Source organism: Pseudomonas sp. LG1E9 (assembly GCF_003290225.1).
Lineage (GTDB): Bacteria > Pseudomonadota > Gammaproteobacteria > Pseudomonadales > Pseudomonadaceae > Aquipseudomonas > Aquipseudomonas cyclaminis.
Genome location: NZ_CP029983.1, coordinates 875,164 through 889,816, shown reverse-complemented (window position 1 = coordinate 889,816; position 14,653 = coordinate 875,164). Strand labels below are relative to the sequence as shown.

16 protein-coding genes and 2 pseudogenes are annotated in these 14,653 nt (G+C 57.0%); 6 read left to right on the top strand and 12 right to left on the bottom strand.

From position 1 onward, the window contains the following. Positions 1-1,194 carry a hypothetical protein gene (locus tag DNK50_RS28740; RefSeq protein WP_162633360.1) on the bottom strand — a complete coding sequence of 398 codons (1,194 nt, stop codon included), beginning with the start codon at positions 1,192-1,194 and terminating at the stop codon, positions 1-3. Positions 1,195-2,186: 992 nt separating this feature from the next. Here DNK50_RS28740 and DNK50_RS29405 point away from each other — a divergent pair. The 3 genes and pseudogenes from DNK50_RS29405 to DNK50_RS04290 form a co-directional block, all read left to right on the top strand. Continuing rightward, positions 2,187-2,294, top strand: a pseudogene (locus DNK50_RS29405) (HNH endonuclease); the annotation flags it as partial. Positions 2,295-2,462: 168 nt separating this feature from the next. Further along, positions 2,463-3,296: a hypothetical protein gene (locus DNK50_RS04295; protein WP_256595484.1), complete on the top strand. Its 834-nt coding sequence runs from the start codon at positions 2,463-2,465 to the stop codon at positions 3,294-3,296. A 65-nt stretch (positions 3,297-3,361) separates the two neighbouring features. Next, a complete protein-coding gene (locus DNK50_RS04290; RefSeq protein WP_112192908.1) occupies positions 3,362-3,562 on the top strand; it encodes a hypothetical protein in 201 nt (66 codons plus the stop codon). 621 nt (positions 3,563-4,183) lie between these two features. On the opposite strand, the gene DNK50_RS04285 is transcribed toward DNK50_RS04290, so the two are convergent. Further along, entirely contained in the window at positions 4,184-5,050 is an 867-nt protein-coding gene (locus DNK50_RS04285) for a LysR family transcriptional regulator (RefSeq protein ID WP_112192907.1), read from the bottom strand. Positions 5,051-5,166: 116 nt separating this feature from the next. On the opposite strand from DNK50_RS04285, the gene DNK50_RS04280 reads away from it, so the two are divergent. Further along, positions 5,167-6,198, top strand: coding sequence for an SDR family oxidoreductase (locus DNK50_RS04280; protein WP_112192906.1), 1,032 nt, complete (start codon positions 5,167-5,169; stop codon positions 6,196-6,198). Positions 6,199-6,246: 48 nt separating this feature from the next. On the opposite strand, the gene DNK50_RS04275 is transcribed toward DNK50_RS04280, so the two are convergent. From DNK50_RS04275 to DNK50_RS04245, 7 genes are all read right to left on the bottom strand, one after another. After that, positions 6,247-6,852 (bottom strand): hypothetical protein, encoded by a 606-nt coding sequence (locus DNK50_RS04275; protein WP_112192905.1) that lies wholly within the window; start codon positions 6,850-6,852, stop codon positions 6,247-6,249. Next, the gene (locus DNK50_RS04270) at positions 6,849-7,421 is read right to left on the bottom strand and encodes an RNA polymerase sigma factor (RefSeq protein WP_112192904.1); all 573 of its coding nucleotides are present in this window, start codon (positions 7,419-7,421) and stop codon (positions 6,849-6,851) included. The genes DNK50_RS04275 and DNK50_RS04270 overlap by 4 nt, the downstream gene beginning before the upstream one ends. A 131-nt stretch (positions 7,422-7,552) precedes the next feature. Continuing rightward, on the bottom strand, positions 7,553-9,175 hold the full coding sequence (locus DNK50_RS04265; protein ID WP_112192903.1) for a VWA domain-containing protein: 1,623 nt from the start codon (positions 9,173-9,175) through the stop codon (positions 7,553-7,555). A gap of 144 nt (positions 9,176-9,319) precedes the next feature. Further along, positions 9,320-9,970 (bottom strand): DUF799 domain-containing protein, encoded by a 651-nt coding sequence (locus tag DNK50_RS04260; RefSeq protein ID WP_099584345.1) that lies wholly within the window; start codon positions 9,968-9,970, stop codon positions 9,320-9,322. After that, positions 9,967-10,329: a DUF4810 domain-containing protein gene (locus tag DNK50_RS04255; protein WP_032884856.1), complete on the bottom strand. Its 363-nt coding sequence runs from the start codon at positions 10,327-10,329 to the stop codon at positions 9,967-9,969. Before DNK50_RS04255 ends, DNK50_RS04260 begins: the two co-directional genes overlap by 4 nt. Before the next feature lie 29 nt (positions 10,330-10,358). Next, a complete protein-coding gene (locus DNK50_RS04250) occupies positions 10,359-11,039 on the bottom strand; it encodes a CsgG/HfaB family protein (RefSeq protein ID WP_112192902.1) in 681 nt (226 codons plus the stop codon). A gap of 42 nt (positions 11,040-11,081) precedes the next feature. After that, positions 11,082-11,663 (bottom strand): hypothetical protein, encoded by a 582-nt coding sequence (locus tag DNK50_RS04245; protein WP_112192901.1) that lies wholly within the window; start codon positions 11,661-11,663, stop codon positions 11,082-11,084. Positions 11,664-11,836: 173 nt separating this feature from the next. Here DNK50_RS04245 and DNK50_RS04240 point away from each other — a divergent pair, with 173 nt between their 5' ends. Both DNK50_RS04240 and DNK50_RS04235 read left to right on the top strand, forming a co-directional pair. Next, positions 11,837-12,448, top strand: coding sequence for a hypothetical protein (locus DNK50_RS04240; RefSeq protein ID WP_112192900.1), 612 nt, complete (start codon positions 11,837-11,839; stop codon positions 12,446-12,448). A 16-nt stretch (positions 12,449-12,464) separates the two neighbouring features. Continuing rightward, entirely contained in the window at positions 12,465-13,052 is a 588-nt protein-coding gene (locus DNK50_RS04235) for a hypothetical protein (protein ID WP_099584341.1), read from the top strand. A gap of 91 nt (positions 13,053-13,143) precedes the next feature. Here the strand turns inward: DNK50_RS04235 and DNK50_RS04230 are convergent, their stop codons facing one another. The 3 genes and pseudogenes from DNK50_RS04230 to DNK50_RS04220 all read right to left on the bottom strand — a co-directional run bounded on the left by DNK50_RS04230 (position 13,144) and on the right by DNK50_RS04220 (position 14,651). Next, positions 13,144-13,764, bottom strand: a complete 621-nt coding sequence (locus tag DNK50_RS04230; protein ID WP_112192899.1) for a hypothetical protein — start codon at positions 13,762-13,764, stop codon at positions 13,144-13,146. A 205-nt stretch (positions 13,765-13,969) separates the two neighbouring features. Continuing rightward, positions 13,970-14,191: pseudogene (locus tag DNK50_RS04225) on the bottom strand (hypothetical protein); the annotation flags it as partial. Positions 14,192-14,291: 100 nt separating this feature from the next. After that, positions 14,292-14,651 carry a hypothetical protein gene (locus DNK50_RS04220; RefSeq protein ID WP_162633359.1) on the bottom strand — a complete coding sequence of 120 codons (360 nt, stop codon included), beginning with the start codon at positions 14,649-14,651 and terminating at the stop codon, positions 14,292-14,294. Between the last annotated feature and the right edge of the window lie 2 nt (positions 14,652-14,653).

Below are 14,653 nucleotides of genomic sequence, written 5' to 3'. Positions count from 1 at the left end.
CTAATCAATCCTCGACACTTTGACTCCACCTTTCTCTTCAAGGACGGAAGTATCATAATCAGGTATAGTTAGCTTAAGCTTCGACTTAACCTTGATAGCTTTCTGGCGTTTCTTAATCTGCTCTAGCTGTGCAGCGTTCCCTTTTACTAACTCACCCAGCATTCTACCTACGTTATCTTCACCACTAGGCTTTAGATCTCTTTCCTTTATCATTCCACCCGGTGTATAAATGGATGAAGTGGAATTCCCCTCATCTAACTGCTCGGCTGCTGCCTCAGCTGAAATTAAACCAATATTGATCAAAACAAGTACTGCTAAAACCTTAGCCGCCAATTCTTTAGCGATACCAGCCGGTAATGGAAGCTTGCTCGAAATCCCGCCAGGAGACATGAAAAAAGCTTTCGTTGTTAAATCAAAACTCTCCCACGCGAGCTCCAACTCATCATTAACTAGCGCATCCACAAACGCATTAGTTATGACTCCGTTTAACATCTCATCAAGCAGAGGTTGAACATTGGATAGATTAGAAAACAGCTTGCTAATTACTTTTCCATTTATTTCCTCTCTGGTTCCAATAAACTGAGAGAAGTACAAGCTCTCACCATCGGTAAAAAAAGGATAGATAAGACTAAACACTTCCTTCCAGTGCTTATCAAGTCGAGATATTGTATGAACGGCCTGAAATGGAGCTCGTAATAGGCCCGCAGCTCTAGAGCGTGGAATTCTTGGTCCCCAATCAACCTTTTTACGAAGTGTATGAGGCAGCTTTGTAGTAGATCCGCCTTCGGGGTCAGGCTTGTTGAGACCTCTTTTACTAAAAAATGCTTTAGAGGATCTACATACACCGATAACGACGACATTATCATCTAGAGAAACAATCAAATCACCGCGTTTGATATCGTGCAGGAAATGCATAATTTGATTGTAACTACGTTGACCTGACCCATTAAGCTTTGGTGTTTTTGAATTTTGATCTCGATAATTTGCCTTGGAAAGAATCGACTTCCGGATAGCCTCATCTGAAGGAATATCTTTTGTGTCATGGTCAGAAAAGTTATAAAAAATGTCTAGATGCTTAATTGATATTACTGATCCAAACATGAAGTTTTCGAGGTACTGGCCACTATCGGCACGAACCATCCAGATTTTTTGCCCTTCTTCATAGCGGGCAATTTTAATTTGAGATAAATCCATTTTACTCTCCAATCTGATTGAACCCTCAGCATACGTTTGTGCCTCATCGTAGGGCAATCAAAATGCCAGCAAAATGACATCTTTGCAGGTCTGATGAAGAGTTCGCGTAGCTCTCGATTCGGCAAGCGGCTGTATTCAAAGGTCTTATCAAGCGGGCACGAATATATTTCTGGTTTAGGAGCGCTCTCCTCCAACGAATTCGGTGAGGCTTAGGGTTCCGTCTAGAGCCTCTCAGTGTCGCGATACAACCAATCCCAAATATCACGCTTTGACGGAATGTAAGGCAGGCATGAGACGAAACCGGCGCTGGGTGGCCGTCTGAGGCTTATCCCGTGTGGAGGCCGTCAAAGTTAAGGGCTTTTCCGTCTCATACCCCTGACAGACCCCTGACGGATTCTGGACAGGCTCTGGACGGCTGGAGAGACCGCAGTTCTTCCGGCCCGGCCCGCAGTTCAAAGCCAGTAAGGGCTGATGGCAGATCGGGCATGCGGCCGGATAGCTACCTCGTCCAGAAACAGGGTCGAGCCGTGATATTCACTGATGGGAAATCCTTCACCAGCCTTGACGAGATTTTAGACAGGTCTTGACGGATTTATCTGATGTCACCAGTAGCTGGATCGTTCAAAGCCAAGCTGGGCAAGGCTTTTCGGGCATTCTCGCAGCTTGGCCAGCACCAGCCTCGTCAAGAATTTATGAAGTGGCCGTCAAGGTGGATGCTCGATCAATATCCTGACGTATAGGATGGCGAAATACCGGGCCAGACAAATCCTCAGCGCGCCAGGCAATACTAGACAGGCCCTAGACGGATTTTCGCCAACAACCAGGGCCAAGCCGCCCTTTTTGCGGGGATTCCAGCGCCTGCAACGTGACGGCCAGCAAACTGAGGATTGAAGCTCGTCTAAGGAATACTTGCTCGTCCGAAACAGTCACGGAGCTGGAACGCACTGGAGGCTACACTCGCTAACAAGGTCACCGAGAACGGAGAGTCGTAGATGGATTTTTGCAGCTTATGCGAGATCAATATAACCACTGAGAATGACTCGAGAGAGCACGTCATCCCCAACAGCATAGGTGGCAGGAGAAAAATAAAAGGCTTTCTATGCCGGAACTGTAACAGCACTACAGGTGATGAATGGGACACGGAGCTCAGCAAGCAGTTGAATCCACTGTGTCTAATATTCTTCATTCAAAGAGAACGAGGAAATCCTCCTTCGCAAACATTCACAACCACAGAAGGTAGATCTCTAACACTTCACAGCAAAGGGGGAATGTCACCATCTAAAGTAAGCTTTGAAGAATCGACAAGTGATGGAAAAACGAGCATTAGAATACTTGCCCGAGACATCAAAGAAGCCAAGTCAATTCTGCAGGGTGTAAAAAGAAAATATCCGACCATAGATATAGAAAAATTGGCTTCCGAATTGCTGCCTACAGATGAGTACTTATCCGGAATGCTGGAGTTTAACCTTGACTTTGGTGGCCCAAAATCTGGTAAATCGCTCGTTAAATCCGCGCTGGGCTTGGCGTACAGCGCCGGCATCGCATCTAACTCATGCGAGCAGGCTATCGAGTACCTTCGCCACGATGGCAGCCCGTGCTTCGGCTACTACAATGAGCAGGAATTAGTCGAGAACCGCCCTATTAATACCCCCTTGCACTGCGTAGCCATTCAAGGAGACCCTGAGTCTGGGCTTCTTCTGGGTTATGTGGAGTACTTTGGTATACAACGAATGGTCGTGTGCCTATCAGAAAAATATACTGGCCGCGCCATCTCCAAGAGTTACGCGATTGATCCCATCACAGGGACAGAGCTTTCATTGAATGTTCGTATACCGTTGAGCCTGGAGGATGTCTATGCAACATACAATTATGAGAGATACGACCCAATCAAAATGCAACAGTGCCTTGAAGCAGTGATACCTGTTGCATTAGCGATGTCAGAAGCCAGAGAGAAAGATCGTGTTTTATCTGAAGCTGTTGAGTTTGCGTTTCAAAACTGCGGTGCAAATAAAGGTGAAGCTTTAACTGACGCTCAGTACAAAAAGCTTTGCCGATTGATAGCGGAAAAGCTCACTCCTTATCTATTAAGATATGAAAATTAATAGAGCAAAAAAAACACGATGGTCCGATTGAAATCCCGGATAACCAACAGCCGGAGGAACGAAAAGTGTCCGTTATTGATTGTGATTATCTACCAGCCGACAAGGTGGTGATTCCGCCGGAACTGGAACTGCTGATCGTCAGGAAGGCCAGCGCAATGGCGGTGGCATTCGAGAAGCAGGCGCTCGACCAGCTCACGAAGGACGCCCGGCGCGCCCTTTTGCGGGGAACTGAGCCAAGGCGCGTAATAAGGGAAATGCGCTTGTAGGCGGAAAAGGCAACCGCCAGGGCCTCGGTAGTTTTTCAAGTACCTGCCATACCGGAATGGGAGCCCAGGCTATTCACGGAGAATCCCGGACAACACCCTTTAGCGAAACACCCCATGAATGACCACTACCCTGATCCGGGGGGGGGGGCTGGCGCGGGAGAATGGCAAGAACTCCTCTGTGTGGTGGAACTGCCGCACGGCGCCAGCAACATCGCCGCAAAAAAGTGTGGCGATGGCTCCTCAAAAGTGAGGAGCGAGATAATTGGGCCACTTTTGGACTGATCATCAAAGGAGTGGTGGTGATGACCACACCTTTGCACCGGCGGCGGGTATATCAAGCGGCGTACCGTTCGTCGGGGATGGAGCAACGAACCTAGATAGCTTTTGCAGCCAGCGTGAAACGAGCCAAAAACGCCCCAGCAGCGAGCACCGTGTATCCCCTGGTGTATACCTTAGAAAATAGCGGAAGGTAAAACCCTTTAGAAACGGGAACATTACCTCCAGGTTCAAACGGCGCCGGGCACCATATAGCAGTCTCGGGCTGTCTCAGACAGTCTACGAAACACCCCAAGAAGCCCGCCCTGTGCGGGCTTTCTTGTTTCTGGCTTTAGAAATTTATATCTATGCTGCCAGGGCCTCGCGCAGCACCTGCTCCAGCAGGATGAAAAACCCGTGGATATGCGCCTGTTTCAACGCCTGGGGCCGGGTGACCAGGTAGACGTCCAGCGACGGCAGTTCAATCTCCGGGAAAATTTCGCTCAGGCCCTCCGCCAGGAGACGCGGCAGCACCGCGATGCCCATGCCGCGCCTCACCGATTCAAGCTGCACGTTGAACGAACTCACGCGGATCGCGGCATGGTCCAGCCCCGCCGCCTTCGCCGCGCGCATGGGCGGCAACAGGTCCAGCGGCGGCAGCAAGGCGATACTGGCCGCCGTGGCGGGGGTGAGCGCTGGGCATCGCTGCAGGTAAGCAGCCTGCGCGAACACGCCGTAGTCGAGTGTGCCCAGCGCTCGATAGATCAACGAAGGTTCGCCCAGATGCGCGGTGCGCACGGCGATGTCGGCCACGCCGCGCACGATCTTGTGAAAGTCGGTGGTGACCAGTAATTCCACGGCACAGCCAGGGTGCAGGGCGGTAAAACGATTGGCCGCTTCCAGGATCGAGGCCGAAAACCCCTCGCCGGCACTGACCCGTACCGTGCCGCTCAGCACGGCCCGCGCCCCGTCCCCCTCCATCATCGACTGGCGGCGCAGGCCGGCCTCGGCCGCCAGCGCGACGTCCACCAACGATTGCCCGCGCGAGGTCAGCCAGCATCCCTCGACGCCGCGCTCCACCAGCGGCTCCCCGAGGGCGGCTTCCAATTGGGTCAAGCGCCGGGAAACGGTGGACGCCGCTACCCCCAGCAACTGACCTGCTTGCAGAAAACTGCCACGCCGCGACACGGCCAACAGCAGACGAAGATCATCCCAATTTGCTTGCGACGCCATACCCGTGCTCATCCCTGGTCTGCAAATATGCAAAGCCATTATGCAGCAGTCGCCGTTTTTCACGCGTGGTCTCAGCGGTATATCTAGCGGCCTTCTAAACACTTGGTATGGCCTGAATGAACTCAAATCCCCATCGTCTGCACAGTACGTTCGTGACCGGCGCCACCGGTTTGCTGGGCAACAACCTGGTCCGCGAGTTGGTTGCACGCGGCTACTCGGTCAAGGCCCTGGTGCGCTCGCAAACCAAGGCTGAACAGCAGTTCAGTGACCTGCCGGGCGTGGAATGGGTGGTGGGCGACATGGCCGATGTCGGCGCCTTTGCGTCGGCGCTGCAAGGCTGCGACACGGTGTTTCACTGCGCGGCGTTCTTTCGCGATAACTACAAGGGCGGCAGCCACTGGGACGCACTCGAAAGGATCAACGTGACCGGCACACGAGCATTGCTCCAGCATGCCTACGACGCAGGGGTCAGACGGTTTGTGCACACCTCTTCGATTGCCGTGCTCGACGGCGCACCCGGTACGCCCATCGATGAGACGTGCCTGCGCGCCGAAGCCGATGCGGATGACTACTACCGCAGCAAAATCCTCGCTGAGCGTGAAGTGATGAGGTTTCTGCAAACCCATCCCCGGATGGGCGCGTGCATGGTACTGCCTGGCTGGATGTGGGGGCCGGGCGACCGTGGGCCGACGTCCTCGGGGCAATTGGTCAGGGACGTGATCAATGGCAAGCTGCCGGGGCTGATCCCCGGCACCTTTTCGCTGGTCGACGCTCGCGATGTGGCCTTGGCACACATTGCCGCCGCCCAGTACGGGCGACGCGGCGAACGTTATCTGGCGGCCGGCCGCAACTTGACCATGCGCCAGTTAGTCCCGCTGCTGGGACGGATTGCCGATGTGAAAACCCCGTCCCGACAACTGCCACTGCCCGTGCTCTACCTGTTGGCCGCCGTGCAAGAGACCTACGCCTACCTCACCGGTAAACCCATTTTGCTGAGCATGGCGACCTTGCGGCTGTTGATACGCGAGGAGCACCGCACCTCGTTCAACCACCGCAAGAGTGAAAAGGAGCTTGGCCTGAGCTTTCGCGCGCTGGAGCAGACCGTCACCGATACGGTGGCTTGGCACCAGCAGTACGGCGGGGTGTAAAAAAGCCCCAGGCCAACAGGCCTGGGGCTTTTTTGTGGGCACACCGGCTCAACGCTTTTGCAGCGCCTCCAGGCGTGCCGGCAAATCCTCCTCGGGAAAACGCTCATGCAACACCAGCAACTGTTCGTCCGCCGCTTTGGTTTGCCCCGCTTCACGCAACCGGATAATTTCCCGCAGCCCCTCCTCCAACGAAGGCTGGGCAACCGGTGCGCGCTTGCTCATTTTTGCCATGGACTGATCCGCCATCGCGCCGGCAATTTCAGCCTGTACCGGCGCACTTTCGGCCTTGGGCGCGGCGGCGATACGGGCCATTGGTGCTGGGGCGGATAACGCCTGAGGTGCCGGCCGTGCAGCTTCTTCGTGCACGGCGGAGAACGTCGCGGTGGAGATTTCGGTTTGCGGCACCGGCTCGCGCATGACCACGCCGATCATCAACGCCAGGCCTGCCACGGTGGCGAATGCCATTTGCCAGCGTGGGCGTTGGCACGCTTGCAGCCAGCGTTGCCACAGGTTCGGTTGCGGCGCCGGGGCTTCGCGGCGGGCGGTGTTGAGGATGAAGGCGTCGAGGGACGCGGGCGGCTCGACCGTGCTGTGTTGACGAAAATGCTGGAGCAGCTCGTCGTCATTGTCCGGGGTGTGTCGGGAATCAGTCATACAGATACCTCTTCGGCCAGCAGACGACGCAGTTTCTGCAAGGCGTAGCGCAAGCGGCTTTTTACGGTTTCCAGCGGGGCGTTGGTGAGCGTGGCGATTTGTGGCACGTCGAGATCGCCGTGCACGCGCAGCAGGAAGACTTCGCGCTGGTCTTCGGGCAAGGCTTGCAGGGCGGTGTCGAGGCGCGCCTGGTCGCGGCTCAGGCTCAACTGTTGCTCGGGGCCGGCGCTGTCGTCGGCCTGGGCGTGCAGTTGCTCGTCGTAGCTGTCGTGCAGTGGGCTATGGATGCCGTGCTTGCGCCAGTGGTCGATCAGGCGGTTGCGGGCAATCTGGAACAACCACGTACGAAAACTCGCCCGGCCTTGTGGCTGGGTGCTGCTCCGAATCAGGCTGAGCCAGGTTTCCTGGTAGATCTCCTCGGCCAGTTCGGCCTTGTTGCAGAGGGATACGAGGAAACGGTAAAGGCCCTGGCGATGGCGCGCGTACAAGGCTTCGAACGCGGCGGCGTCGCCGGTGCGGTAGCGGGCCAGCAGGGATTCGTCGCTGGGTGGATCATCGGGAACAGCCATGTAAGGGGCGAACTCCTTTTGTAAAGTTAGCGCTGCTCAAAGGTGGGAGGGAGCTTGCTCCCGATGGCGGTTTATCAGTAACCGATGTATTGACTGCTCTAGTGTCATCGGGGGCAAGCCCCCTCCCACATTCAGGGTTTCAGGCTTTGGGCCAGTTCGACCAATTGCACGAATTCATTGCGCAGGCCGAACGGGTCATCGCCCCGCGCCGAGCGGGCCAGTGCTGCGGTGTCCTTCAAGCTCATGTTGCCAGTGTAGCGGCCATCGCCCTTGAGCTGTTGGGCGAAGGCGGCTACCGCCGCCGCGAAGCGCAGGTCGTCACTGGCCTTGGTGATGTCTTGGCTGATGGGCCGCTCGATCAAGCGGCTATCACCGCCTGCAGCAGGCTTGTAGCGCACGCGCAGCATCGCCAGTTCATCGGACTTAGCCTCGACCGCAGGCGCGCTGGCGTAGCGCAACGGCTCCAACCAGCCCTTCTCGCCCTTCGGTACGATTTCGTACAGCGCGGTCACGGTATGCCCTGCGCCAATTTCGCCGGCGTCGACCTTGTCGTTGTTAAAATCCTCACGCTTCAAGGCGCGGTTTTCGTAGCCCAGCAAGCGATATTCGCTGACCTGGGCCGGGTTGAATTCCACCTGCAGTTTCACATCCCGCGCCACCACGGCCAGGGTGGAACTGAGTTGGTCCACCAGCACTTTGCGGGCTTCGCGCAGGGTGTCGATGTAGGCGTAGTTGCCGTCGCCCGCATCGGCCAGTTGTTCCATCAGGTGTTCGTTGTAGTTATCCACACCGAAGCCGAGTGTGGTCAGCGCGACGCCGCTTTTACGCTGCTCGGCAGCCATCTGCTTGAGGCTGTCGAAGTCGCTGATGCCCACATTGAAGTCACCGTCGGTGGCCAGCAGGATGCGGTTGATGCCTTTGTCGATAAAGCCTTCACGGGCCATCTGATAGGCCAGTTCGATGCCGGATGCGCCTGCCGTGGAACCGCCAGCAGTGAGTTGATCAATAGCATTGCGGATCTTGGCCTTGTCGCGCCCCGAGGTGGGCTTGAGCACCACGCGGGATTCACCGGCATACACCACCAGCGAAACCCGGTCCTGATCACGCAACTGATCCACCAGCAATTTCAGCGTGCCTTGCACCAACGGCAAGCCTTCGCGGCGGTCCATGGAACCGGACACGTCCACCAGGAACACCAGGTTGGCCGGCGCCAGCTCCGCCACGGCACGGTCGGACGCCTTGATGCCGATGCGCAGCAGTTGAGTGTGCGGGTTCCACGGTGTGGCAGCGAGTTCGGTGGTTACGCCAAACGGTGAGCCGTCGCTGGGCAGTGCGTAGCTGTAGGGAAAGTAGTTGACCATTTCCTCCAATCGCACAGCGCCTTCGGGCGGCAGGCTGCCTTGGTTGAGGAAACGTCGTACGTTGGCGTAGCTGCCGGTGTCGACATCGACGCTGAAGGTGGAGACCGGTGTTTCGGCCACACGGTGCACCGGGTTGTCCGGCAGGTTGGCGTATTGCTCACGGGGTTCGCTGCGGTAGTCCATCGCCACCGACTCCTGCATCCGCATCGGTGCGGGCATAGCCATGCGTTTGACCAGTGCGCCTTGCATCGGCGCGCTTTGCAGCTCGGCGACGGGGGCAGCCGGTTCGGCCAAATCGGGGGAAGAGGACGACTCACACCCAGCCAGCGCCACCAGCACGGTAACGGCAAAGCCTTGGGCGGCAGGACGCAGGAAGAGCAGAGGATGGGACATGGGCTGAGCCTCGTGAGTGAATGATCCGTTCACAAGGTCAGACGCGGGGGGTGGGGTGTTCGGGTTAAATCGGATTCAGATAACACTGCAGACCAATTGTGGGAGGGGGCAAGCCCCTCCCACAGTTGAACCGAGGTTATTGACTCAGTCCGTGCCGTACTTGGGGTTGCGCGGGCCGTATAGGATCCCGGCACGTTGGCCCGGTGACAGCAGGCGTGCACTGGTGATACCGGCAATCGGGTGCGCTGCGTCGGTGGAGCTGTTGATCACCTGCTTGACCGCCGCCGTAATCAACATGCCCACCAGGCCACCGCCGTTGTTGTTGCCTTCCTCGCTGGACGCGCGTGCGGTGCCGGTCCACAGGGTGGTGCCGGTGCGCAGGTCGACCAGTTTGGCTGAGGCGGTCACGGCGGTGTCGCTGGCGATCAGCATGTACTTGGTGCCGTACTCGCTGACGGTGATGTACAGCGCCGCGTCCGCGCCAAAGATGTCATGCAGCTTGGTCGGCGCCAGGCCCTGGATATCGTTGGCGGTGGTCAGGCCGTTCTGGCGGAAGGTTTCGTCCACCAGCGCGATCGGCAACACGTAGTAACCGGCTTCGGCCAGCGGGTAGGTCACTTGCGAGACCAGGCTGTACGAGGCCTGCACTTCCGGGGATTCGTTGATCGGTGGCAGCACCAGGATCGACTTCGGCCGCGCCTGTTTATACGCCGTGTAATCCACGGTCTTAGGCGTCGCACAACCGCCGAGCAACGCCAGGGCCAGCAAGGCGCCAGTGAGTTTTAACAGGCTCATTTGGTGGCCACTCCGGTCTTGGCGTTTTTCAGCAGAAAGTCCATGTAGGCGGCGGACTCAGGAAACAGTGCTTTCTCGGTGCGGAACTCCTGCACCATCTGATCATCCTTGCCCATGCTCAGGTAGAGCATGCCCAGGTGCGCGTGGTAACCCGGCGGCGCCTTGCGGCCACTGGCGTTGATCTTTTGCAGATCGCGTTCCAGTGCCTCGACCTGCGCTTCCTTGGGCTCGCCCTTGAAGTACTCATAAACCTGCGGCTGGTAGCTTTCCCATTGATACAGGGGTTGGGGCGCCGTGTGGCACCCGGCGACTGCCGCGATTGCTGTCAGCATCAGCGCCAACTTCACTGCCTTGCTCATCCGTGTACTGCTCCTTGAGGTGTTGCTGATCAGTTGCGCGGGTTCCAGGCGCCGGCGTTGATGCCGTCGACCAGGCGGTTGATCGCTTCGCGCATGGCCAGGTCCAGGACCTTGCCATTGAGGGTGGAGTCGTAGCTGGCGGTGCCGCCGAAGCCGACCACTTCACGGTTGGACAGCGCGTATTCACCGGCGCCCTGGGTGGAATACACCACTTCGGAGGTGCTGATGTTGACGATATTCAGCGCAACTTTGGCGTAGGCCACTTGGGTTTTGCCACGGCCGAGGATGCCGAACAGCTGGCGGTCGCCGGTTTCTTTGCGGCCGAACTCGGTCACGTCGCCGGTCACTACGTAGTCAGCGCCCTTGAGCTTCTGCGCGGTGCCTTTGATCGCGGCTTCCTGGGAGATTTCGCCCATGTTGTCGCGGTCCAGCACGCTGAAGCGGTTGGTTTGCTGCAGGTGGGTGATGAGGATGGTCTTGGCCTGGCCACCGAGACGGTCGACGCCGTCGGAGAAGATGCCGCGCATGTAGCTTGAGCGGTTGTCGAACTTACCCACGGCAATCGGCACGCGCACGCCGGAATAGGCGACGTGGGCGCTGGCGACTTGCTCCACCGGCAGGGCGCGATTGCTTTCGGTGGCGCAACCGGCCACGGTAAGCAGCGCTGCGGCGGTGAGGCCGGACAGCAGGATTTTGGAGAGAGTTTTCACAGGGTGCTCCTGGGGGTGATAAATCGGTTAAAGCGGGTGAAACTAACGGGATGGAATGTTGCGTAAATCCGTGGCGATGAAACCGCTCAGGTTGCCGGTATAAAACCCCTCGACATTTGAATTGCCGCTGCGGGTCAAAATACCGCCCACTGTCTTCCAGTGTTGCCACTGTCCGCGTCCCATAGTCGGCATGAGGCGTTCGCGGGTTTGGGCAAAATGCAGGACTTCGGTATCGCCTTTCTTGACCTTGACCTCATAGTTGAAATCAACCGAGACCAAGTACTTGTTGTCTTCGATGATCGTGCTGACGAGAGCACCGTGCGTATCCTGGATGAGCCGTTTGTAGACGACTTTTACATCGAGCAGGTAGTCGGCGGAAGCCTTGCTGGTGGCGTATCGATTGGCTTTAAGCAGACGGTTGACGAGGTCAATGCCCAATTGCTTGCGCACGTTGTCGTCCGACATGAAGCGATCGTTCTGCCCCACCACCTCAACATCGAAAGTATCGAGCCAGTAAGTGGCCGTCTTGGGAATAGTCACCGGCGCCGGAGAAATATAGTACTCCGGCTTGGAGGCGCAGCCCGCCATCAGGCAGGCAACGAGGAATACGGCAAACGCGCGCATGTCTGAATTCGTCCCTGAAAAGTATCGTGCTTTAAACAATCGCGGCATTTTACGGGGTTGAGAGGGCTTCTCAAGTGCTTTCGGTCGCCTGCGTGCGCCGCTGCACATTTCTCAAGTTGTGTACCATGCGGTCGAGACACTGTGTTGGGTCTGTTTATTAATAGGGATATTGCGTGTTTAAAGTTCTTCTCCGGGCTTCGGCCCTGCTCGCCGCGCTGTCGATGACCGGCTGCGTTTCCTACACCGTCACCGGCCCTATCGCCGCCCCGCTCCACCCGGTCGCTGTCAGCAGCCCGCGCAGTGCACAAATCGCCGATGTGACGGTGAGCGCCGCCGACGTCAACGAGGCCAACAAGGCTGCCATCAGCAGCTCCCTGACGGCCCAGATCACCCAGTACGTGCGCACGGCGGGTTACTTCAAGCAAGTTACTGAGTACCCGGTACGCCTGGGCGAGCAGGACGTGACACTCAAATTCAACATGACCGCCCTCAAAGGCCATCGCGCACCGCACCCGGCGTACGTCCCCGGTGCGCTGCTGACGCTGACCATCTGGATCTGGGTCAACGGCCCGATCTACGTGGACAGCTTCGAGGTGGCCGGCGACCTGGTGATTGTCGACCGCACTGGTAAAGAGCTGGCCAAGGCCAAGGACTCGATCAAGTTCGAGCACAACGTCGGGCTGTACAGCGGCCAATATTGGGCGCCTTCAATGGGCGGCCAACAGCTGACCAAACTGGTCGGGCAATTGCTCGACACCGCCACTGCCAACCTGGCCAAACCGTAATTAAAGGAAGCGAAACATGAAAGGATTGATCAAACACAGCCTGGTACTCGCAGCGGTCTTGCTGACCGGTTGCGTGTCCTACTCGCAGCACGAACTGCCCGCCGTACAGACCTGGCCACCGACCGCCAACGCACCGGCGCAAAAGCCCACGGCGTACGTGCACACCACCGCGCAGAACCACGTCAACGGCGGCCCGGGCAACGCAGCCGTCGGCGCCCCGGTGGTGATGTGGGAAAAGGCAGTGGCCGATTCGTATCGTGACTCCCAGCGCTTTTCGCGGGTGAGCACCGACAAGGTCGACTCGGACATCTACGTGGATGCCACGCTGCACAACAACGAGGAATACAGCCCAGTGTCGGCGTTTATCACCGGTTTCACGTTCTTCGTTATCCCGACCACAGCGAAAAACATCTTCACCCTGGAGACAGTGTTCAAGGACAAGGAAGGCAAGGAACTGGGCCGCGTCAAAAAGAGCGAATCGGTGCGCACCTGGATGCATCTGGTGCTGATCGTGGGCATCCCGTTCCAAAGCGACACACGGGAAGTGGTCGAGGCGTTGACGCGCAGTACGCTGGATGAGGCGGTGCAGCGCAAGTTGCTGTAACCCCACCCTCTGTAGGAGCGAGCTTGCTCGCGAAAAACCGGAGAACACCGCAGGCATTCAGCATGTCTGCGGTATCGTTACCGGCCTCAGCTCACTTGATCAGGTCAGGTCGAGTGGTCTTGAGCATCGCTGCGCTCACCGCGCCCTGAACCGAGCAGGTGATCATGCCATTGCTGGTCTTGGCCAGGTCACCGGGTGCGGGCTCGACCATCAAGATGCGTTCGGCCGTATCGGTGACCAGCTTGCCCGCGTTGTCATCGCCGCCTTCCGGCACCCAGGCTGATTGCTTGTGCGACCAGATCTGCGCACGCGCGTAGATACCGTTGGCTTTCTCCAACGCCGTACCCGGTACTTTACTCAGCTGTGCGTAAAGCGCATCGGGCGCCTGTTCGGTGTAGAAACCCCAGTTGATGATGCGCGAGCCCATCAGGTCCTGGTCTTCGGCGAAAAAGCCGGTCAAGGTCATACCGTCAAGCGTCAGTGGCGTGTCGAACATCCAGCGCTGGCCCATATCGGACTTTGTGCCGCCGCTGAGCGTGATCTTGCCGTTCGCCAGCTTATGGGCAACACGCTCCTTGAGCCCTGCCTGGCTTACCACCGCCAGGGAGTTCTGGTCGCAGGCGAGAAAATTTTGCAGGGCAGGCGCCGCAGCGAAGCTGCTGGTGCAGGTCGCCAGTGCAGTGAGTGAGATAAACAGACGATACAGTTTCATTGACAGCTTCCTTGGGTCTAAATAATTGCGGGCCGGAAAGGTCAGGCGCATAGCGGGGGATTTGCGTCCATAAGGTGCCACTCCGGCTTATGTCGCGTTTCAGTCAAAGAGGGTTGTGTCAGCCCCTTACCAAACCAAGCGTACAGGCCGGATGCACAGCAACAACGACCGAGCTCGGAGCCCGGCCGCCCTAACCTTTTTTAACTTACTTGCTTTCTTTTGCAACGGTACCCAAAGACGCATCCTTGACCAGATAACGGCCTTCCAGATCGCTCAGTACTTTGAGGCTGTTGCGCGCCACGGCGAAGCCCATTTCGACTTCCTGCTTTAGGTAAACCACCTCACCCGCCTTGACGTCGATTGGCATGTCCGCCCAGTTTTCAGCCTTGGAGCTGATCACATGCTTGCCCGGCGTCACGAAAAAATAGGGGTCACAGAAATAGCAGAAATAGGGGGCAGACCACCAATATACATTGGTGCGCTAATCGTGGTCTGCCCCCTATTTTTCCCAAGAAAAATTTATGAAATTAAGTGTTGCCTAAATAAACGACTCCATCCGAGAACTCCATCAACCAAGGCTCAGTTGATGACGAACAAAATGTATTCAAGACGCGGCCGTCAGATAATTTAAAAAATGGATCGATTGGCTGATCATCAATAAGCCAACCCACCTCAATAACGGATAAACCTAAAAGCTCAGAAACATGGTCAAGGGCGCCGTCATCCCAACAAGCGAACAGCAATTCTCCTCCCTTAGACACACGCCACGCACTGTCAGTCCGAAAGCTGCAACCCGCCGAAAAAAGCATCAAAGTATCACCATCCCAAAATACTCTTTCAATTTTCATAGGCAACAGAAGAGCCACCGCTTGCAAAAATGTATTCATCA